This is a genomic window from Pseudomonas sp. P2S-1 (genome assembly GCF_057197725.1).
The window spans coordinates 2969668-2989471 of record NZ_CM170068.1; the positions used below are offsets into that span (position 1 = coordinate 2969668).

General features: G+C 64.0%; 22 protein-coding genes. 12 read left to right on the plus strand and 10 right to left on the minus strand.

From position 1 onward, the window contains the following. Positions 1-23 precede the first annotated feature (23 nt). Positions 24-251 carry a YheU family protein gene (locus AC2CQI_RS12990; protein WP_075803776.1) on the plus strand — a complete coding sequence of 76 codons (228 nt, stop codon included), beginning with the start codon at positions 24-26 and terminating at the stop codon, positions 249-251. Here the strand turns inward: AC2CQI_RS12990 and csrA are convergent, their stop codons facing one another. The 3 genes from csrA to AC2CQI_RS13005 all read right to left on the minus strand — a co-directional run bounded on the left by csrA (position 252) and on the right by AC2CQI_RS13005 (position 1766). Continuing rightward, on the minus strand, positions 252-437 hold the full coding sequence (gene csrA / locus AC2CQI_RS12995; RefSeq protein ID WP_009407517.1) for a carbon storage regulator CsrA: 186 nt from the start codon (positions 435-437) through the stop codon (positions 252-254). It lies immediately after the preceding gene. A gap of 129 nt (positions 438-566) precedes the next feature. Continuing rightward, positions 567-902 carry a YnfA family protein gene (locus AC2CQI_RS13000; RefSeq protein ID WP_075803774.1) on the minus strand — a complete coding sequence of 112 codons (336 nt, stop codon included), beginning with the start codon at positions 900-902 and terminating at the stop codon, positions 567-569. Positions 903-950: 48 nt separating this feature from the next. Beyond that, the gene (locus AC2CQI_RS13005; RefSeq protein ID WP_075803773.1) at positions 951-1766 is read right to left on the minus strand and encodes an SDR family oxidoreductase; all 816 of its coding nucleotides are present in this window, start codon (positions 1764-1766) and stop codon (positions 951-953) included. Between the two features lie 399 nt (positions 1767-2165). On the opposite strand from AC2CQI_RS13005, the gene AC2CQI_RS13010 reads away from it, so the two are divergent. Continuing rightward, positions 2166-2318, plus strand: a complete 153-nt coding sequence (locus AC2CQI_RS13010) for a DUF3309 family protein (protein WP_009407510.1) — start codon at positions 2166-2168, stop codon at positions 2316-2318. A 71-nt stretch (positions 2319-2389) separates the two neighbouring features. Here the strand turns inward: AC2CQI_RS13010 and AC2CQI_RS13015 are convergent, their stop codons facing one another. From AC2CQI_RS13015 to AC2CQI_RS13025, 3 genes are all read right to left on the minus strand, one after another. Next, the gene (locus AC2CQI_RS13015) at positions 2390-4048 is read right to left on the minus strand and encodes a cation acetate symporter (RefSeq protein WP_075803772.1); all 1659 of its coding nucleotides are present in this window, start codon (positions 4046-4048) and stop codon (positions 2390-2392) included. Then, positions 4045-4356, minus strand: coding sequence for a DUF485 domain-containing protein (locus AC2CQI_RS13020; RefSeq protein ID WP_075803771.1), 312 nt, complete (start codon positions 4354-4356; stop codon positions 4045-4047). The genes AC2CQI_RS13015 and AC2CQI_RS13020 overlap by 4 nt, the downstream gene beginning before the upstream one ends. A 204-nt stretch (positions 4357-4560) precedes the next feature. Further along, on the minus strand, positions 4561-5409 hold the full coding sequence (locus AC2CQI_RS13025; protein WP_075803770.1) for a glycine betaine ABC transporter substrate-binding protein: 849 nt from the start codon (positions 5407-5409) through the stop codon (positions 4561-4563). Positions 5410-5753: 344 nt separating this feature from the next. Between AC2CQI_RS13025 and AC2CQI_RS13030 the strand changes: the two genes are divergently transcribed. Then, the gene (locus tag AC2CQI_RS13030; RefSeq protein ID WP_484580383.1) at positions 5754-7301 is read left to right on the plus strand and encodes a glycoside hydrolase family 17 protein; all 1548 of its coding nucleotides are present in this window, start codon (positions 5754-5756) and stop codon (positions 7299-7301) included. 113 nt (positions 7302-7414) lie between these two features. Here AC2CQI_RS13030 and AC2CQI_RS13035 read toward each other — a convergent pair whose 3' ends face one another. Beyond that, the gene (locus tag AC2CQI_RS13035) at positions 7415-7780 is read right to left on the minus strand and encodes a hypothetical protein (RefSeq protein ID WP_075803768.1); all 366 of its coding nucleotides are present in this window, start codon (positions 7778-7780) and stop codon (positions 7415-7417) included. Between the two features lie 240 nt (positions 7781-8020). On the opposite strand from AC2CQI_RS13035, the gene AC2CQI_RS13040 reads away from it, so the two are divergent. Beyond that, positions 8021-9319 carry a serine/threonine protein kinase gene (locus AC2CQI_RS13040; RefSeq protein WP_075803767.1) on the plus strand — a complete coding sequence of 433 codons (1299 nt, stop codon included), beginning with the start codon at positions 8021-8023 and terminating at the stop codon, positions 9317-9319. After that, a complete protein-coding gene (locus tag AC2CQI_RS13045) occupies positions 9312-10097 on the plus strand; it encodes an MlaA family lipoprotein (RefSeq protein ID WP_484580384.1) in 786 nt (261 codons plus the stop codon). The genes AC2CQI_RS13040 and AC2CQI_RS13045 overlap by 8 nt, the downstream gene beginning before the upstream one ends. Positions 10098-10150: 53 nt before the next feature. Here the strand turns inward: AC2CQI_RS13045 and AC2CQI_RS13050 are convergent, their stop codons facing one another. Together AC2CQI_RS13050 and AC2CQI_RS13055 are read right to left on the minus strand one after the other, a co-directional pair. Continuing rightward, positions 10151-11353, minus strand: coding sequence for a patatin-like phospholipase family protein (locus AC2CQI_RS13050; protein ID WP_484580385.1), 1203 nt, complete (start codon positions 11351-11353; stop codon positions 10151-10153). A gap of 34 nt (positions 11354-11387) precedes the next feature. Next, the gene (locus AC2CQI_RS13055) at positions 11388-12314 is read right to left on the minus strand and encodes a lipid A biosynthesis lauroyl acyltransferase (RefSeq protein ID WP_484580386.1); all 927 of its coding nucleotides are present in this window, start codon (positions 12312-12314) and stop codon (positions 11388-11390) included. Between the two features lie 121 nt (positions 12315-12435). Between AC2CQI_RS13055 and minC the strand changes: the two genes are divergently transcribed. From minC to AC2CQI_RS13090, 7 genes are all read left to right on the plus strand, one after another. After that, positions 12436-13191, plus strand: coding sequence for a septum site-determining protein MinC (minC, locus tag AC2CQI_RS13060; protein ID WP_484580387.1), 756 nt, complete (start codon positions 12436-12438; stop codon positions 13189-13191). A gap of 102 nt (positions 13192-13293) precedes the next feature. Beyond that, entirely contained in the window at positions 13294-14106 is an 813-nt protein-coding gene (minD, locus tag AC2CQI_RS13065) for a septum site-determining protein MinD (protein ID WP_075803762.1), read from the plus strand. Positions 14107-14109: 3 nt separating this feature from the next. Then, on the plus strand, positions 14110-14367 hold the full coding sequence (gene minE, locus AC2CQI_RS13070; protein WP_075803761.1) for a cell division topological specificity factor MinE: 258 nt from the start codon (positions 14110-14112) through the stop codon (positions 14365-14367). A 93-nt stretch (positions 14368-14460) separates the two neighbouring features. Then, positions 14461-15096 carry an RluA family pseudouridine synthase gene (locus AC2CQI_RS13075; RefSeq protein WP_484580388.1) on the plus strand — a complete coding sequence of 212 codons (636 nt, stop codon included), beginning with the start codon at positions 14461-14463 and terminating at the stop codon, positions 15094-15096. A 105-nt stretch (positions 15097-15201) separates the two neighbouring features. After that, positions 15202-16491 carry a M18 family aminopeptidase gene (locus AC2CQI_RS13080; RefSeq protein ID WP_075803759.1) on the plus strand — a complete coding sequence of 430 codons (1290 nt, stop codon included), beginning with the start codon at positions 15202-15204 and terminating at the stop codon, positions 16489-16491. Between the two features lie 118 nt (positions 16492-16609). Beyond that, positions 16610-16780, plus strand: coding sequence for a hypothetical protein (locus tag AC2CQI_RS13085; protein ID WP_178392000.1), 171 nt, complete (start codon positions 16610-16612; stop codon positions 16778-16780). 49 nt (positions 16781-16829) lie between these two features. Further along, on the plus strand, positions 16830-18986 hold the full coding sequence (locus AC2CQI_RS13090; RefSeq protein WP_484580389.1) for a mechanosensitive ion channel family protein: 2157 nt from the start codon (positions 16830-16832) through the stop codon (positions 18984-18986). On the opposite strand, the gene AC2CQI_RS13095 is transcribed toward AC2CQI_RS13090, so the two are convergent. Further along, on the minus strand, positions 18983-19696 hold the full coding sequence (locus AC2CQI_RS13095; RefSeq protein WP_484580390.1) for a UTRA domain-containing protein: 714 nt from the start codon (positions 19694-19696) through the stop codon (positions 18983-18985). The two genes, AC2CQI_RS13090 and AC2CQI_RS13095, sit on opposite strands and share 4 nt — an antisense overlap. Between the last annotated feature and the right edge of the window lie 108 nt (positions 19697-19804).

The window sequence follows — 19804 nt, forward strand, 5'->3', positions numbered from 1 at the left end:
CATCAATTCAAAGGCAGGCCCCCATGCTCATCCCCTACGACCAACTCGAAGCCGAAACCCTGACCCGCCTGATCGAGGACTTCGTCACCCGCGACGGCACCGACAACGGCGACGATACCCCGCTGGAAACCCGCGTCCTGCGTGTGCGCCAGGCATTGGCCAAGGGGCAGGCGTTCATCCTCTTCGATATGGACAGCCAGCAATGCCAATTGCTGGCCAAGCACGATATCCCCAAGGAACTGTTCGACTGATCAGCCCGCCTTCTGCTTCTGCGCTTCCTCCGCCAGGCGCCGATAGATCTCGGCGCGGTGGATTTCCACGTCGCGCGGCGCACTGATACCGAAGCGCACCGTGCCGCCGTCCACGGAAATCACCTTGAGCTTGATGTCGTTACCGATGTTGATGACCTCGCCAATCTCGCGTCCTATGACCAGCATCGCCAAATCCTCCATATCCGGGTGAATCTGGAGACTGGCTGTCGGCGTAGTCCGCTTCAATGGTCTGGCCGGCAAATAGAGCTGTCCTACAACAGCTAAAGAAACGCCCTACTGAAAATTCCTACAAAATCAGCCTGCGCTCTGTAGCCGCGGGCCCAGCAGGATCACCGTCGCCCCCAGTACGCACAGCGCAGCGCCGAGCCAGTCGCTGGTCAAGGGACGGCCTTTCTCGACGAACGCCAGCCACAACAGCGAGGTGACGATGTAGATCCCGCCGTAGGCGGCATAGGCACGCCCGGCGTAGGCCGCTTCGACGCGGGTCAGGAGCAGGGCGAAGAGGGTCAGGCTGAGCAGCGCCGGGGCGATCCACCAGGCGCTCTTGCCCAGCCGCAGCCACATGTAGAAGGCGTAGCAACCGGCGATCTCGAACACGGCGGCGAAGAAGAACAGCAGGTAATTGACCACAGGTATCCCCGGTACTGGCAAAACGCCGAGGATACCTGATCAGACGCGTCAGGATTGGCTCGGACGGCCCTTGGCGCGCATCTTTTCGGCCATGCTGGCCATCTCGTCGTAGAGCGCCTGCGGGTCATGCTGCTTGAGGTGCCAGGCCATGCGCCCCTGCTCGTGGGGCAGGATCATGAACTGGCCGCGGGCGACCTCCTGGTAGATGTACCCGGCGATATCCGCCGCGCTGATCGGCGAGCTTTCCAGGAGCTTGCCGACCTGGGCCTTCATCGCCGGGGTCGGGCCGCGGAAGGAGTCCAGCAGGTTGGTCTGGAAGAAGGATGGGCAGACCACATGCACATCGACTTCCAGCTGGCGCAGTTCCACCAGCAGGCTTTCCGACAGCGCCACCACCCCGGCCTTGGCCACGTTGTAGTTGCTCATCGCCGGGCCCTGCATCAGCGCGGCCATGGAGGCGATATTGATGATCCGCCCCTTGCTGCGCTCCAGCAGCGGCAGGAAGGCCTTGCAGCCCTTGACCACGCCCATCAGGTTGATTGCGATCTGCCAGTCCCAGTCTTCCAGGGACAGCTCGGCGAAGAAGCCACCGGAGGCGACGCCGGCGTTGTTGACGATCACATCGATGCCGCCGAGGTGCTCCTCGCAGGCCTGGGCCAGGGCGATCAGCTGGCTGTAGTCGCGCACGTCGCAGCGCTGGGTAAAACCGTCGCCGCCGGCTTCGCGAACCAGGGCCAGGGTCTGTTTCAGGCCCTCCTCGTTGACGTCGCTCAATGCCAGTTGCCAGCCCTCGCGCGCCCAGCGCAGGGCGATCTCGCGCCCCAATCCGGAGCCCGCGCCGGTGATCATCATGCGGTTCTGCATAGCGCCTGCCTTGTGTCTTTCGTGATGGTGAGGGGCAGTGTAGCGAAGGGTTTGCGGGGGTCGGAGGGGTATCAACCGGCTGAATAGGCCGACCGCGATCCCTGTAGGAGCTGGCTTGCCTGCGATGGACCGCGCAGCGGGCCCAAGACCATCCTGCACGAGTTCGCTTGTTTCAGTTTTTCTGGATTCCCAGCGCCTGCCCTATCGAATCCATCCAGATCCTCAGGAGTGGCAGGTTTTGGGACCGCTGCGCGGTCCATCGCAGGCAAGCCAGCTCCTACAGACGGCGCATGGCGGGCAAGAAAGTTGATTAAACTTTCCGCGCCCGGCGGGGATCACACTATTAAGCGGACCTGACCAGCAGGTCTGCCCATCCGACCGAAACCAGAGGAATCCGTCATGGGCACAATTCTCATCATCATCCTGATTCTCCTGCTGATCGGTGGTCTGCCGGTCTTCCCGCACTCCAGAAGCTGGGGCTACGGGCCATCCGGGGTCATCGGGACCGTGCTGATCGTGCTGCTGATCCTGCTATTGCTGGGCTACATATGACCCACGACTGAATCGCAGGCAAAAAAAACGGCCCTTCATCGAAGGGCCGTTTTTCATTCAGGGCTCAGTGATCAGTGGGAAACCGCACCACTGGCACCCAGGCCGGTCTGCGAACGGACGAACTGCGGGAAGAACAGCGCACGTTCTTCATCAGCCGCCTTGGACTTGTCGGTGATCGAGAAGAACCAGATACCGACGAAGGCAATGATCATCGAGAACAGCGCCGGGTACTCGTACGGGTAGATCGGCTTCTCGTGGTGCAGGATCTGCACCCAGATGGTCGGGCCGAGGATCATCAGCGCGACCGCACTGATCAGGCCCATCCAACCGCCGATCATGGCGCCACGGGTGGTCAGCTTCTTCCAGTACATCGAGAGCAGCAGTACCGGGAAGTTGCAGCTCGCCGCGATGGAGAACGCCAGGCCGACCATGAAGGCGATGTTCTGGCTTTCGAAGAGAATGCCCAGGCCGATGGCCAGCACGGCCAGGGCGATGGTGGTGATCTTCGAAACGCGGATCTCGTCCTTCTCGTTGGCCTTGCCCTTGCGCCAGACGCTGGCGTACAGGTCGTGGGATACCGCCGAGGCACCGGCCAGGGTCAGGCCGGCAACCACCGCGAGGATGGTGGCGAAGGCCACGGCCGAGATGAAGCCGAGGAACACGCTGCCGCCAACCGCGTCAGCCAGGTGCACCGCTGCCATGTTGTTGCCGCCGATCAGGGCGCCAGCAGCGTCCTTGAAGGCCGGGTTGGTGCTGACCAGCAGGATCGCGCCGAAGCCGATGATGAAGGTCAGGATGTAGAAGTAACCGATGAAGCCGGTGGCGTAGAACACCGATTTACGGGCTTCCTTGGCGTCGCTCACCGTGAAGAAGCGCATCAGGATGTGCGGCAGGCCGGCGGTACCGAACATCAGCGCCAGGCCGAGGGAGAAGGCCGAGATCGGGTCCTTCACCAGGCCGCCAGGGCTCATGATCGCCTCGCCTTTCGGGTGCACGGCAATGGCTTGCGAGAACAGCTGGCTGAAGTCGAAGTTGACGTGCTTCATCACCATCAGCGCCATGAAGCTGGCACCGGAGAGCAGCAGCACCGCCTTGATGATCTGCACCCAGGTGGTTGCCAGCATGCCGCCGAACAGCACGTACATGCACATCAGGATGCCGACCAGGATCACCGCGATGTGGTAGTCGAGACCGAACAGCAGCTGGATCAGCTTGCCGGCGCCGACCATCTGGGCGATCAGGTAGAAGGCCACCACCACCAGCGAACCGGAAGCGGACAGGGTGCGGATTTCCTTCTGGCCGAGGCGATACGAGGCCACGTCGGCGAAGGTGTATTTACCCAGGTTGCGCAGGCGTTCGGCGATCAGGAAGAGAATGATCGGCCAGCCGACGAGGAAACCGATCGAGTAGATCAGGCCATCGTAGCCGGAGGTGAACACCAGGGCGGAAATCCCCAGGAAGGACGCCGCGGACATATAGTCGCCGGCGATCGCCAGGCCGTTCTGGAAGCCGGTGATCTTCCCGCCGGCGGCGTAGTAGTCGGACGCCGAGTTGTTTTTCTTCGAGGCCCAGTAGGTGATGCACAGGGTGGCACCGACGAAGGCGACGAACATCAGGATCGCCGCAATGTTCAGCGGTTGTTTCTGCACTTCGCCGGTGAGGGCGTCAGCGGCCCAGACGGCGGGTGCGAACGCGCCGATGGCCAGGGTTGCCAGTACGCGCGGGATCATTGCTGAGCCTCCTTGAGGATTGCGGCGTTCAGCTCATCGAACTCACCGTTGGCACGACGCACGTAGATGCCGGTGAGAATGAAAGCCGACAGGATCAGGCCGACGCCGAGGGGAATGCCCCAGGTGATCGACGAGTCAGGGCTGATCTTGGCGCCCAGTACTTGCGGGCCGTAGGCAATCAGGAGAATGAAAGCAGAGTAGAGACCGAGCATGATCACCGAGAGAATCCAGGCGAATCGTTCCCGTTTTGACACCAGCTCCTTGAACCGCGGGCTGTTTTGTATCGATAGGTAAATGCTGTCGTTCATTGTTTTTGTCCTCGCAGCACAGATTAGGTAGAACCCGTCACCACTTTATGCTGCCCATGAACGCACTCCAGACGACCTTAGTCTTAGATGTAAAAGTCTTTTGCGAACCAGGTAACAACCTGCGAAGTCCCCACAAACACAAAGGCCGCCCGCCGGAAAACCGGGGGGCGGCCCTGCAAGGCTCAGGCTAGAGGCATCAAGCCATTATTTGGCGGTCCACTCGGCGACGCGCTCAGGATGCTTGGCGACCCAGTCCTTGGCTGCGGCATCGGGCTTTGCGCCCTCTTGAATGGCCAACATGACCTCGCCGATTTCGTCTTTCGACTGCCAGGAGAACTTCTTCAGGAACTCGGCCACTTCCGGCGCCTTGGTCGCCAGTTCCTTGCTGCCGATGCTGTTGACGGTCTCGGCGGCGCCGTACACGCCTTTCGGGTCTTCGAGGAAGCGCAGTTTCCACTTGGCGAACATCCAGTGCGGCACCCAGCCGGTCACCGCGATGGATTGCTGCTTGGCGTAGGCACGGCCCAGTTCGGCGGTCATCGCCGCGCCGGAGCTGGCCTGCAGTTTGTAGCCGGTCAGGTCGTAGTCCTTGATCGCCTGGTCGGTCTTGAGCATCACCCCGGAGCCGGCGTCGATGCCGACGATCTTCTTCTTGAAGCTGTCATCGGTCTTGAGGTCGGCGACCGATTGCGCCTTGACGTATTCCGGCACGATCAGGCCGATTTTGGCGTCCTTGAAGTTCGGGCCGTAGTCGACCACTTCGTCCTTGTTCTTGGCCCAGTACTCGCCGTGGGTGACCGGCAGCCAGGCCGAGAGCATGGCGTCGAGCTTGCCGGTGGCCACGCCCTGCCACATGATCCCGGTCGCCACGGGCATCAGCTTCACGTCATAGCCCAGTTTCTGTTTGATGACCTCGGCCGCCACATGGGTGGTCGCCACACTGTCGGACCAGCCATCGACATAGCCGATGCTCACTTCCTTGGCCATCGCCTGTACGGCGCTCATTGCCAATACCAGGGCGGCACCCGCCCCCAGGAGTCGTCGCATTTTCATCAAAGCTTCCCCTTCACTTCACGGATAGTCACTTCACGGATAGTCAGGCGCCCGACACAGATCGGGCCATGTCTTGTTCTGGTGCAAGGCGCCCCCTTCACGCCTGGATACCACCACAGGGACCGCATCAGCGGAGAACTGATGGCTGCCATCATCAACCCCGGCCCGCCACGATCCTGTTGTGTCAGCGACCTTGAAACACCGAGAAACGACATCAACAGGCCAGTAGCTGGCCGGCCTGCGGGGCCTGTAGGAAAACCCGCCCGAACTTTGCATGCCAAGGAAATATCCCCGGGGTTTTGCAGGTAGTATTGGCGGCTTTGTTTCCTCAGCCGGATCGCTCCATGTCCTCGACTGCCCGCTTTGCGCTGCCGCCCTATCTGTTCGCCTGCCTGCTCGGCCTGCTTGCCCTTGCCGGGCTCTGGTACGGGCTGGGTCGGCCGGTGCTGCTGCCGGATGCCGCCAGCGCCACGCACAAACTGCAGTGCGCTTCCTACACGCCGTTCGACAAGGACCAATCGCCCTTCGACCAGCCCTTCACCCTGCGCCCGGAGCGCATCGATGCCGACCTGGCGCTGTTGTCGAAGCGCTTCGAGTGCATCCGCACCTATTCCATGACCGGGCTCGAAGACATCCCGGTGGTTGCTCGCAAGTACGGCTTGAAGGTGATGCTCGGGGCCTGGGTCAACGGCAACCCGGTGGATACCGACAAGGAAATCCGCGCCCTGATCACCTCGGCCAATGCCAACCCGGACGTGGTCCGCGCGGTGATCGTCGGCAACGAAACCCTGCTGCGCAAGGAAATCACCGGCGACCGCCTGGCCGCGCTGATCGGCCAGGTGAAAAGCCAGGTGCAGGTGCCGGTCACCTACGCGGACGTCTGGGAATTCTGGCTGCAGCACCCGCAGATCGCCCCGGCGGTGGACTTCTTGACCATCCATTTGCTGCCGTACTGGGAGGATGACCCGCGCGGTATCGATGACGCCCTGGCCCACGTCGGCGAGATCCGCCAGGTGTTCGGCAACAGGTTCGCGCCCAAGGACATCCTGATCGGCGAGACCGGTTGGCCCAGCGAAGGCCGCCAGCGGGAAACCGCAGTGCCGAGCCGGGTCAATGAGGCGCGCTTCATTCGTGGTTTCGTGGCCATGGCCGAGGAACATGGCTGGCACTACAACCTGATCGAAGCCTTCGACCAGCCGTGGAAGCGCGCCAGTGAAGGGGCGGTCGGGGGTTACTGGGGGCTGTATGACGCGGATCGCCAGGACAAGGGCGTGCTGGAAGGCCCGGTAAGCAACCTGCCGTTCTGGCCGCAGTGGCTGGTCGCCAGTGGCGTGCTGTTCTTCACCACCCTGCTGCTGGCGGGGCCGGTACGCAATGCGCGCAATGCCCTGGCCTTGCCGCTGCTGGCGGCGGTTGGTGCGGCGAGTATCGGCCTGTGGGGCGAACTGGCGCGGACCAATGCGCGGTTCGTCGGCGAGTGGACCTGGGTGGTGTTGCTGGTGGGCTTGAACCTGATTGTCCTGGCCCATGGCGCACTGGCACTTTCGGCGCGGGATGGCTGGCGCGAGCGGGCGTTCGCCTGGCTGGAAGCGCGGGGGGCCTGGTGGGTGATCGCGGCGGGCTTCGCGGCGGCGGTGAGCATGCTGGCGCTGGTGTTCGATCCACGCTATCGGAGCTTCCCGAGTGCAGCGTTCGTGGTGCCGGCGCTGGTCTATGTGCTGCGGCCGGTTCGGGTGGCGCGGGCCGAGGTGGCGCTATTGACCTTGATCGTGGGCGCGGGGATTGCGCCGCAGTTGTATCGGGAAGGGTTGGTAAGTGAGCAGGCCTGGATCTGGGCGGGGGTCAGTGTGGTGATGACTGCTGCCTTGTGGCGCTGCCTCAGAACTCGATAGTCCTTGAGGGCCTCATCGCTGCGGTGCGGCGGTCCGACAAGCCAGCTCCCACAGTGACCGCGTGCACCGCCGAACCTGTGGGAGCTGGCTTGCCAGCGATGAGGCCCTGAAGTTCAACGCACAGACCGGCGAACCAACCGCAACCCCGCCAGCACCACCGTAAATACCGCAATACTCGCCGTATAGAGCACCAACGCCGGAATCCCCGCCACCAGCGCCAGCACCGCCAGCCACCATCCGGCCTTGCGCGGTACCACGGTCGCCAGCACCGCCAGCCCCAGGCCGATCCACGCCAGGATGCGGAAGTGAATGGTCAGCCCCAGCATCGAACGCACCGAACACTCCCACACCTGCACCTGCGCCGAGCACACCCCGACCCACTGCGGATCCTCCATGAACCCATAGCGCACGCCATAACTGGCGGCCAGCCACGCCGGAATGAACAGCAACAGTGCGATCAACGGCAAACGCTGGGACATCAGCAACTCCAAAGTCAGAAAAAACCGCCGGCCAGCATAATCCCTCGGACCGCAGGCGCAAGGCGAAAGCGCTATCCTGGGCTATTTTTACCCTCAAGATAAATGGAACCAATTGTTGCAACGGCCAAAGCGGGCGCGGCAACATTCTGGGCAACAAAGACAGTGGCACTTGGCAACTTCTTCGGTAACGCAAGTGTCCTAGGCTGCATCGTGCTTTTTGTCTTTTTCCGGGGACCCGTCATGTTTCGACCACTGCGCCTCGCTGCCTTGCTGGGCGGCCTACTACTGTGTGCGGCCGCGTCGGCGGCGGATATCGATGCCGCCACCTATGGCTATCCACTGACCAACCCCTTCGAGGCGACCATCGCCACCACGCCGCCGGACCTGCGTCCCGAGCTGCCCACCGACGATGACATCAGCCAGAGCGACTACACCCTGAACATGCGCCCCGAGCGCGAGTTCAGCCTGCCGGACAACTTCTGGCCGGTGAAGAAACTCACCTACCGCCTGGCCCGCCAGGACCACGAGGCACCGCTGATCTTCCTGATCGCCGGTACCGGTGCGCCGTACAACGCGAGCATCAACGAATACCTCAAGCGCCTGTACTACAAGGCCGGCTATCACGTGGTGCAGTTGTCTTCGCCGACCAGCTACGACTTCATGAGCGCCGCCTCGCGCTTCGCCACGCCGGGCGTCAGCAGCGAGGACGCCGAGGACCTGTACCGGGTCATGCAGGGCGTGCGTGCCCAGCACCCGCGTCTGCCGATCAAGGAGTTCTACCTCAGCGGCTACAGCCTCGGCGCCCTCGACGCGGCCTTCGTTGCCCATCTCGACGAAACCCGGCGCAGCTTCAACTTCAAGCGCGTGCTGCTGCTCAACCCGCCGGTCAACCTGTACACCTCGATCACCAACCTCGACCGCCTGGTGCAAACCGAAGTCAAGGGCGTGACCAGCCACACCACCTTCTATGAACTGGTCCTCGCCAAGCTGACCCGCTACTTCCAGCAAAAGGGCTATATCGACCTCAACGACGCCCTGCTCTACGACTTCCAGCAATCGCGCCAGCACCTGACCAACGAGCAGATGGCCATGCTGATCGGCAGCTCGTTCCGCTTCTCTGCGGCCGATATCGCCTTCACCTCGGACCTGATCAACCGTCGCGGCCTGATCATCCCGCCGAAATTCCCGATCACCGAAAGCAGCAGCCTGACGCCCTTCTTCAAGCGCGCCCTGCAATGCGACTTCGACTGCTACCTGACCGAACAGGTGATCCCTATGTGGCGTGCGCGCACCGACGGCGGCAGCCTGCTGCAACTGATCGACCAGGTCAGCCTCTATGCCCTGCAGGACTACCTGAGCAAATCGCCGAAGATCGCCGTGATGCACAATGCCGACGACCTGATCCTCGGCCCGGGCGATATCGGTTTCCTGCGCAAGACCTTTGGCGACCGGCTGACCCTGTACCCCCACGGCGGCCATTGCGGCAACCTCAATTACCGCGTCAACAGCGACGCCATGCTGGAGTTCTTCCGTGGTTAAACGTCTGCTGATCACCGCCCTGCTGCTCTCTGCCGCCCCGGCCTTCGCCGACGAGCCCGCGCCGACCGCCAGCGTCCTGGATACCGACGGCTTCACCGAGCCGTTGAAGGAACTGAAATTCAACCCGGGCCTGGACCAGCGCGAGTTCGAGCGCGCGACCCTCGATGCCCTGGAGGTCTACGATCCGATGGAATCGTGGAACCGCCGGGTCTACCACTTCAACTACCGCTTCGACCAATGGGTGTTCCTGCCGGTGGTCAATGGCTACCGCTACGTCACCCCGCAGTTCGTGCGCAGCGGCGTAAGCAACTTCTTCAGCAACCTGGGCGATGTGCCGAACCTGCTCAACAGCCTGCTGCAGTTCAAGGGCAAGCGCTCCCTGGACATCACCGCGCGCCTGCTCGTCAACACCACCATCGGCGTGTTCGGCCTGTGGGACCCGGCGACCATGATGGGCGTACCGAAGCAGAACGAGGACTTCGGCCAGACCCTCGGCGTCTGGGGCGTACCGAGCGGGCCGTATGTGGTGCTGCCGATCCTCGGCCCGTCGAACCTGCGCGATACCGGCGGGCTGGTGGTGGACTATGGCGCGGAGAACCAGATCAACTTCCTCAATGTCGCCGAGGTCAGCAGCGATCACCCGGAAATCTGGGTGCTGCGGGCGATCGACAAGCGCTACACCACCAACTTCCGTTATGGGCAGATGAACTCGCCGTTCGAGTATGAGAAGGTGCGGTATGTGTATACGGAGTCGCGCAAGCTTCAAATAGCTGAGTAGTTTTCAAGATCGCAATCGCTGGCAAGCCAGCTCCCACAGGTTCACTACTGCCCTCAAGAGCGGTGGGGTACCTGTGGGAGCTGGCTTGCCAGCGATGAGGCCGGGTCAGCCAACCCAAGAAAACTGCACAACTGCGCGCGCTTGGCCAGCGCATCCCGCCGCCCCAGCTCGATCAGCTCACTGCAATACGCCGCCTCGAACAGCAGATAACTGAGCACCCCCGCCCCGCTGGTCTTGGTCGCCCCCGGCCCACGCAGGAACAGACGCAGCGCCGCCGGCAACTCGCGCCGATGCCGCGCCGCGATCTCGTCCAGCGGCTGGCTGGGCGCGACCACCAGCACCTCCACCGGCGCCAGCCCCAGGCGCTGCGGATGATCCTGCGGCGGCACCAGATGACTGAGATGGTTGAGACGCTGGAGCAACTCCAGGTCGTCTTCCAAGCTGTCAATGAAGGTGCTGTTGAGCAGATGCCCGCCAATCTGCGCCAGGGTCGGCGGCTGTCCGCTGTAGACGCGCGCATGGGGCATGGTGTCCGCCGGACCGCGCGGGTTGCCACTGACCCCCACCACCAAAATCCGGTTGGCCCCGAGGTGCAACGCCGGACTGATCGGCGCCGACTGGCGTACCGCGCCATCACCGTAGTATTCGTGCCCCAGCTTGACCGGGGCGAACAACAGCGGAATCGCCGAACTGGCCAGCAGGTGCTCGATGCTCAGGCGCGTCGGCAGGCCGATGCGCCGATGACGCAACCAGGGATCGATGGCGCCACGCCCTTGATAGAAGGTCACCGCCTGGCCGGACTCGTACCCGAAGGCGGTCACCGCCACCGCGCGCAGATGACGCTGCTCGATGGCCTGGCCGATGCCGCTCAGGTCCAGGTGCTCGGTGAGCAGCCCGCGCAGCGGCGAGCTGTCGAGCAAGGCCACCGGCACCTGGCGGCCAAGCCCCAACAGGCTGTGACCGAAAAAGCGACTGGCTTGGCGTACCACGCCAGGCCAGTCGCTGCGCAACACCTGATGGCTGCGAAAACCCTGCCAGAAACCGGTCAGGCGACGGATCGCCTCGGCGAAATGCAGGGCGCCGCTGGCCAGGGTCACGGCATTGATGGCCCCGGCCGAGGTGCCGACGATCACCGGAAAGGGATTGGCCGCGCCTTGCGGCAGCAGATCGGCGATGCCCGCCAGGACCCCGACCTGATAGGCGGCACGGGCGCCGCCGCCGGAGAGGATCAGGCCGGTGACCGGTTCTGCTGCCATGCATGTGCTCCCTGAGATGACGGATAACAGCTGATTACTTCTTGTACAGCTTTGGCTCTCCCGGCGGCCGCGACTTGAAGCGCCGGTGCGCCCACAGGTACTGCTCGGGGCATTCGCGCAGGGCCTGTTCGATCCACTGGTTGATACGCAGGCAGTCGGCTTCCTCGGTCTCGCCGGGGAAGTCTTCGAGCGGCGGATGAATCACCAGGCGATAGCCACTGCCGTCGGCCAGGCGCTCCTGGGTGAACGGGATGACCCGGGCACGGCCCAGGCGGGCGAACTTGGTGGTGGCGGTGACCGTCGCCGCCTGGATGCCGAACAGCGGCACGAACAGGCTCTGCTTGGCGCCGTAGTCCTGGTCCGGCGCATACCAGATGGCGCGGCCGGCGCGCAGCAGCTTGAGCATGCCGCGCACGTCCTCGCGCTCCACCGCCAGGGAATCGAGGTTGTGACGCTCGCGACCACGACGCTGGACGAAGTCGAACAGGGCATTCTTGTGCTCGCGGTACATGCCGTCGATGGTGTGCTCCTGGCCGAGCAGCGCGGCGCCAATCTCCAGGGTGGTGAAGTGCAAGGCCATCAAGATGGCTCCCTGGCCATCACGCTGCGCGGCCTGCAGATGCTCCAGCCCTTCGATGTGCGCCAGGCGCGCCAAACGGGCCTTTGGCCACCACCAGCTCATGGCCATTTCGAAGAAGGCGATGCCGGTGGAGGCGAAATTTTCCTTGAGCAGACGGGTTCGCTCGACGAGCGGCAATTCCGGGAAACACAGTTCCAGGTTGCGTGCGGCAATCGCCCGGCGCGCGCCGGCCACGCGGTACATCACCGCCCCCAGGGCACGGCCGATCCCCAGCAAAACCGGGTACGGCAGCTGAACGATCAGCCAGAGCAGGCCGAGCCCCAGCCACAGCGGCCAGAAACGCGGGTGCAGGAAGTAAGGACGAAAACGCGGGCGATCCATTCAATATTCCGGAAAGAAAAAGGCCGGGCATTCTACAACGGTTCGGCGCGGGTTGCGGCTAACCGGCGTTCTCGTTATAAGTCTGGGCACTTTTCGCAACAAAGCCGCCTCGACGCAGACCATGAGCCAAAGCCAGACGCCAGACCAAGCCACCGTGTTCCAGCTCAAGGGCAGCATGCTCGCCATCACCGTGCTGGAGCTTGCCCGCAATGACCTCGAAGGTCTCGATCGGCAGTTGGCGGCCAAGGTCGCCCAGGCGCCGAACTTCTTCAGCAACACGCCGCTGGTGCTGGCCCTGGACAAGCTGCCGGCCGGCGAAGGCAGCGTCGACCTGCCGGGCATGATGCGCATCTGTCGCCAGCACGGCCTGCGCACCCTGGCGATCCGCGCCAGTCGCATCGAGGACATCGCCGCCGCCATCGCCATCGACCTGCCGGTGCTGCCGCCCTCCGGCGCCCGCGAGCGGCCGGTGGACCCGGTGGAGATCGAGCCGGTTAAAAAGCCCGAGCCCGCCCCTGCGCCACCGCCGCCTGCGGAGCCAACGGTGCGCCCGACCAAGATCATCACCGCGCCTGTACGCGGCGGCCAACAGATCTATGCTCAGGGAGGCGACCTGGTCGTCGTGTCGGCGGTAAGCCCGGGTGCGGAACTTCTCGCCGATGGCAATATCCATGTGTACGGGCCAATGCGTGGTCGCGCCCTTGCCGGTATCAAGGGCAACACCAGGGCACGGATTTTCTGCCAGCAGATGACCGCCGAACTGGTTTCGATCGCCGGGCAGTACAAGGTCTCCGAAGACCTGCGCCGCGATCCGCTGTGGGGGGCCGGCGTGCAGGTCAGCCTGTCCGGGGACGTGTTGAACATCACCCGCCTTTAACGGATACTGCCGCCATTTTCCGTGCAACTTTAGTCAGTTAGTTGCCGTTTTTGCATTTTGGGACCGCACGTCCTTTTTCATCATTTTTAGGGGTGATACACCTTGGCCAAGATTCTCGTGGTTACTTCCGGCAAGGGTGGTGTGGGCAAGACCACCACCAGTGCCGCCATCGGTACCGGCCTCGCGCTGCGCGGGCACAAGACTGTGATCGTCGACTTCGACGTCGGCCTGCGTAACCTCGACCTGATCATGGGCTGCGAACGCCGCGTGGTGTACGACTTCGTCAACGTGGTCAACAACGAGGCCAACCTGCAGCAGGCCCTGATCAAGGACAAGCGCCTGGAAAACCTGTACGTGCTGGCCGCCAGCCAGACCCGTGACAAGGACGCGCTGACCCAGGAAGGCGTCGAGAAGGTCCTGATGGAACTCAAGGAAACCTTCGACTACGTGGTCTGCGACTCTCCGGCCGGTATCGAGAAGGGCGCGCACCTGGCGATGTACTTCGCCGACGAAGCCATCGTCGTGACCAACCCTGAAGTGTCCTCGGTCCGTGACTCGGACCGCATGCTCGGCCTGCTGGCCAGCAAGTCGCGCCGTGCCGAGCGCAACGAAGACCCGATCAAGGAACACCTGCTGATCACCCGTTACCACCCCGAGCGCGTGAGCAAGGGCGAGATGCTGGGCGTCGAAGACGTCAAGGAAATCCTCTCCGTCGCGCTGCTGGGTGTCATCCCCGAATCCCAGGCCGTGCTCAAGGCCTCCAACCAGGGCGTCCCGGTCATCCTCGACGACCAGAGCGATGCCGGCCAGGCGTACAGCGACACTGTCGACCGCCTGCTGGGCAAAACCGTGGAACACCGGTTCCTCGATGTGCAGAAGAAGGGATTCTTCGAGCGCCTGTTTGGAGGCAATTGACCCATGAACCTTTTTGACTTCTTTCGTGCCAGCAAAAAACAGAGTTCCGCGTCGGTTGCGAAAGAGCGTCTACAGATCATCGTGGCGCACGAGCGCGGACAGCGCACTACCCCCGACTATCTCCCGGCCCTGCAGAAAGAGCTGGTGGAAGTGATCCGCAAGTACGTCAACATCGGCAACGACGACGTGCAGGTAGCGCTGGAGAACCAGGGTAGCTGCTCGATTCTCGAACTCAACATCACCCTGCCCGAACGCACGTAAGCGATCGCGGGTAACCTGCCACGGCGACGGCCGGGTCCGGACTGCAGAGTCCGGGTTCCGGTCGTCGCCGTTGGCGTTTGCAGAGAACACGCAATGCCGTTGTCCAACGTCGAAGTCCTTTACCAGGATGACGCCATCCTGGTGATCAACAAGCCCACCCTGCTGCTCTCCGTGCCCGGCCGGGCCGAAGACAACAAGGACTGCCTGATCACCCGCCTGCAGGAAAACGGCTACCCCGATGCCCTGATCGTGCACCGGCTGGACTGGGAAACCTCGGGGATCATCCTGCTGGCGCGGGATGCCGACAGTCACCGCGAGCTGTCCCGGCAGTTCCACGACCGCGAAACCGAGAAAGCCTACACCGCCCTGTGCTGGGGCCAGCCGGAGCGCGACAGCGGCAGCATCGACCTGCCTTTGCGCTACGACCCGCCAACCAAGCCGCGGCATGTGGTGGATCACGAACAGGGCAAGCATGCCCTGACCTTCTGGCGCATCGTCGAACGCTGCGGCGACCACTGCCGGGTCGAGCTGACCCCGATCACCGGGCGTTCGCACCAGTTGCGCGTGCATATGCTGTCGATCGGGCATCCGCTGCTGGGGGATCGGTTGTACGCCAATCCGGAGGCGCTGGCGGCCCATGAGCGGCTGTGCCTGCATGCCTCGATGCTGAGCTTTACCCACCCGGTGACGGGCGAGCGCCTCAGGTTCGAGTGCCCGGCGCCCTTTTGAGCTACAAGCCGCAAGCTACAAGCTATAAGAGAATGCGCGGTCACCGCCTCTTGCAGCTTGGAGCTTGCAGCTTCAAACTCCCGGCACTGCTGTCTGGAGTGACTTATGCGCGACGCCCTGAACCAAGGCCTGATTGATTTCCTCAAAGCCTCTCCCACCCCCTTCCACGCCACTGCCAGCCTGGCCAAGCGCCTCGAAGCGGCCGGCTACCAGCGCCTGGACGAGCGCGACAGCTGGGCCACGGTGCCCGGCGGTCGCTACTACCTGACCCGCAACGACTCCTCGATCATCGCCATCAAGCTCGGCCGCCATTCGCCGCTGCTCGACGGCATCCGCCTGGTCGGCGCCCACACCGACAGCCCGTGCCTGCGGGTCAAGCCGCAACCCGAGCTGCAACGCCACGGTTTCTGGCAACTGGGCGTGGAAGTCTACGGCGGCGCCCTGCTCGCGCCGTGGTTCGACCGCGACCTGTCCCTGGCCGGCCGCGTCACCTTCCGCCGTGACGGCAAGGTGGAGAGCCAACTGATCGACTTCAAGCTGCCGATCGCGGTGATCCCCAACCTGGCGATCCACCTCAACCGCACCGCCAACGAAGGCTGGGCGATCAACCCGCAGACCGAGCTGCCACCGATCCTGGCCCAGGTCGCCGGCGACGAGCGCGTCGATTTCCGCGCCCTGCTCACCGAGCAACTGGCCCGCGAACACGGCCTCAACGCCGACGTGGTGCTGGATTACGAACTGGGTTTCTACGACACCCAGGACGCCGCCCTGATCGGCCTGCATGGCGAGTTCATCGCCGGTGCCCGCCTCGACAACCTGCTGTCGTGCTACGCCGGCCTGCGCGCCCTGCTGGATGCCGACAGCGACGAAACCTGCGTGCTGGTGTGCAATGACCACGAGGAAGTCGGCTCCTGCTCGGCCTGCGGCGCCGACGGCCCGATGCTCGAACAGACCCTGCGCCGCCTGCTGCCGGATGGCGACGAGTTCGTCCGCACCATCCAGCGCTCGCTGCTGGTCTCGGCCGACAACGCCCACGGCGTGCACCCCAACTACGCCGACAAGCACGACGGCAACCACGGGCCCAAGCTCAACGCCGGCCCGGTGATCAAGGTCAACAACAACCAGCGCTACGCCACCAACAGCGAAACCGCCGGGTTCTTCCGCCACCTGTGCATGGCCGAGGAAGTCCCGGTGCAAAGCTTCGTGGTGCGCAGCGACATGGGTTGCGGCTCGACCATCGGCCCGATCACCGCCAGCAATCTCGGCGTGCGCACCGTCGATATCGGCCTGCCGACCTTCGCCATGCACTCGATCCGCGAGCTGTGCGGCAGCCAGGACCTGGCCCATCTGGTCAAGGTGCTGACCGCGTTCTACCGCAGCCGCGAACTGCCGTAGAACCTGGGCGGGGCGCTCTGCCCCGCCGCTTCCTGCGCGGTTTGTGACACCAGTCAACCTCGCCCTGTCATTTAGCGCCTATGCTCAAGTGAGAATTTTCGCAGTCGGGAGAGGGATCTTGAGCCTGTCAACGTTCCAGTCGATGTTCCTGCCGGTCCTCGCGGGCCTGATTCTGTTGACCATCGGCTTCAACAAGCGGGAAAACAATTCCGGGGTGCTGATGATGTGGCTCGGCATGCTTTCCATACTCGGCATCATGGTCTGGAAGATCCTCGAGAAACTCCACTGACGGATGCTCTACACTGCGCCGATTACCTGTGTTCGAGGTTGATCGCCCAGTGTCCGCCCTTCTGCGTTGTTTCACCCTGCTGCTGTTGCTCTTCGCTGCCCAGACCCAGGCCGCCGGCCTGCCGGGGCTGCTCGGTGGCAGCGCCCCGGCCCAACCCCAGGCCAGCGAGCCGCTGGGCAAGTCCCTCGATGAAGTCATCACCACCCTGGAAAACGACCAGCAGCGTACGCGCCTGCTCAACGACCTGAAGAAGCTGCGCGACAGCACCCGCCAGGCCCAGCCGGAACCGGAGCAGGGGGTGCTCGGCCTGATCGGCGGCACCCTGGCCGAGCTGGAAAAGCAGTTCAGCGGCGACGCCAGCCCGTTCAAGCGCTGGGCCGACGAGATGGAGCTGGCCGGCATCGAACTGGCCGCCCTGCAGGTGCCGGTGCAGCAGTTGCCCGGCCTGCTCTTCGGTTTCATCGCCATCCTCGCCCTGTGGAGCCTGCTGGCCTACGCCCTGAACTGGGTCGGCCACCGCCTGCGCCTGCGCTTCGGCCTGACCGAGGAACTGCCCCAGCATCCGCGCACCTGGGACCTGGTGCGCTTCGCCCTGCGCAAGCTCGGGCCCTGGCTGGTGGCGCTGATCATCACCGTGTACCTGAGCTTCGCCCTGCCCTCGTCCCTGGGCAAATCCATGGCCATGGTCATCGCCTACGCCCTGGTGGTGGGCACGCTGTTCTCGGCCATCTGCGTGATCGCCTTCTCCCTGCTCGACGGCCCGCACCGCCACCGCGCCCTGCATATCCTGCGGCACCAGGCGTTCCGTCCGCTGTGGCTGATCGGCAGCTTCGCCGCCTTCGGCGAGGCGATGAACGACCCGCGCCTGTACCTCGCCCTCGGCACCCACCTGGCCCATGCCCTGGCGACCCTTGCCAATATCCTCGCGGCGCTGTCCACGGCGCTGTTTATCCTGCGTTTCCGCCGGCCCATCGCCCACCTGATCCGCAACCAGCCACTGGCCCATCGCCTGAAGCGCCGGGCCCTGAGCGACACCATCGAGGTGCTGGGCAGCTTCTGGTTCCTGCCGGCGCTGGTGCTGGTGGGCATCTCGCTGTTCGCCACCTTCGTCTCCGCCGGGGATACCAGCACGGCGTTGCGCCAGTCACTGATGTGCACGGTGCTGGTGATCCTGTGCATGGTGATCAACGGCCTGGTACGCCGCCATGCGGTCAGGCAGCAGCAGCGCAACAACCGGCGCCAGGCGGTGTACGCCGAGCGCCTGCGCAGCTTCGCCTACACCCTGGTGCACTTGAGCGTATGGCTGCTGTTCGTCGAGCTGGGCCTGCGGGTCTGGGGCCTCTCGCTGGTCAGCTTCGCCGAGGGCGACGGCCATGAGGTGGCGATCCGCCTGGGCGGCCTGGCCGGCACCCTGATCGCCGCCTGGCTGGTGTGGATCCTCGCCGACACCGCCGTGCATCACGCCCTGACCCGCTCGCGCAAGGGCCTGGCCAATGCCCGGGCGCAGACCATGATGCCGCTGATCCGCAACGTGCTGTTCGTGGCCATCGCCATCATCGCCCTGATCATCGCCCTGGCGAACATGGGCATGAACGTCACCCCGCTGCTCGCCGGTGCCGGTGTCATCGGCCTGGCCATCGGCTTCGGCGCACAGTCGCTGGTGGCCGACCTGATCACCGGGCTGTTCATCATCATCGAGGACTCCCTGGCCATCGACGACTACGTCGATGTCGGCGGCCACCTCGGCACGGTCGAGGGCCTGACCATCCGCACCGTGCGCCTGCGGGACATCGACGGCATCGTCCACACCATTCCGTTCAGCGAGATCAAGAGCATCAAGAACTACTCCCGGGAGTTCGGCTACGCGATCTTCCGCATCGCCATTCCGCACAGCATGAACATCGACCAGGCCATCACCCTGGTCCGCGATGTCGGGCAGAAGATGCGCACCGACCCGTTGCAGCGCCGCAATATCTGGTCGCCGCTGGAGCTGCAGGGGGTGGAGAGTTTCGAGTCCGGCTCGGCGGTGCTGCGGGCGCGCTTCAAGACTGCGCCGATCAAGCAGTGGGAAGTGTCCCGGGCCTTCAACCTGGCGCTCAAGCGCCAGCTCGACGAAGCCGGGCTGGACCTGGCCACGCCGCGGCTCTCAGTGCAGGTGCTGACCACTGCGGGCGGCGCCGCAAGCGAAAGCAGCGGGAAAAGCTAGCCGACGTCGGCACGAATGCGGATCGTATCGTGCCGCCAGTATTCAAGGTCGCAGTCGATCAGGCGCCCGGACTGATCGCTGTTGACCCGGGTGATGTGCAGGCCGGCACTGCCCGGCGACACCTTCAGGGCCGACGCCGCCGCCACGGGCAAGGCGGTCGGCAGTATCTCGAAACACACCCTGCCGTACTGGATACCGTAGTGCTGGCCGTAGATCTCGGTCAGCGACTGGCCGAGGTCGTGTTCAAGGATGCCGGGGAAATACTCGGGGTTCAGGTAGTGCTCGGCATACAGCACCGCGCGCCCGTCGATACGCCGCAGGCGGCAGATCTGGATCACGCTGGACAGCGGCGGCAGCTTCAGCCGCGCACAGATCGCCGCAGCCGCCGGTTGCAACCGCGCCGAGAGCAGTTCGGTGGCTGGGGTGCGCCCCTGGTCCCGCACCATGGCGTGGAAGTGGCTACGCTCGATCAGGTCGTAGGTCAGGCGTTCGGGCGCGACGAACCAGCCACGCCGTTCCTCGCGATAGATCAGGCCCTGGGCCTCCAGTTGCACCAGCGCTTCGCGCAGGGTGATGCGGGTGGTGTCGAAGACTTCGCTGAGCTTGCGTTCAGCCGGCAGCTTGCATCCCGGCGGGAGCAGGCCGTGTTCGATCTGCTCCTGCAGGGCATGGCAGATCGCGGTAACGGCGCGGGGCGGCAGTGCTTGCATCGAGGGCTTCCTGTCTGGACTAGTCCAGCCTCACATTGCGCCCCGCAAAGGTGCGCCGTGTTCAGCCGGAAAAACCCCATGAGCTTAGGCAATGCAGATGAACGCCAG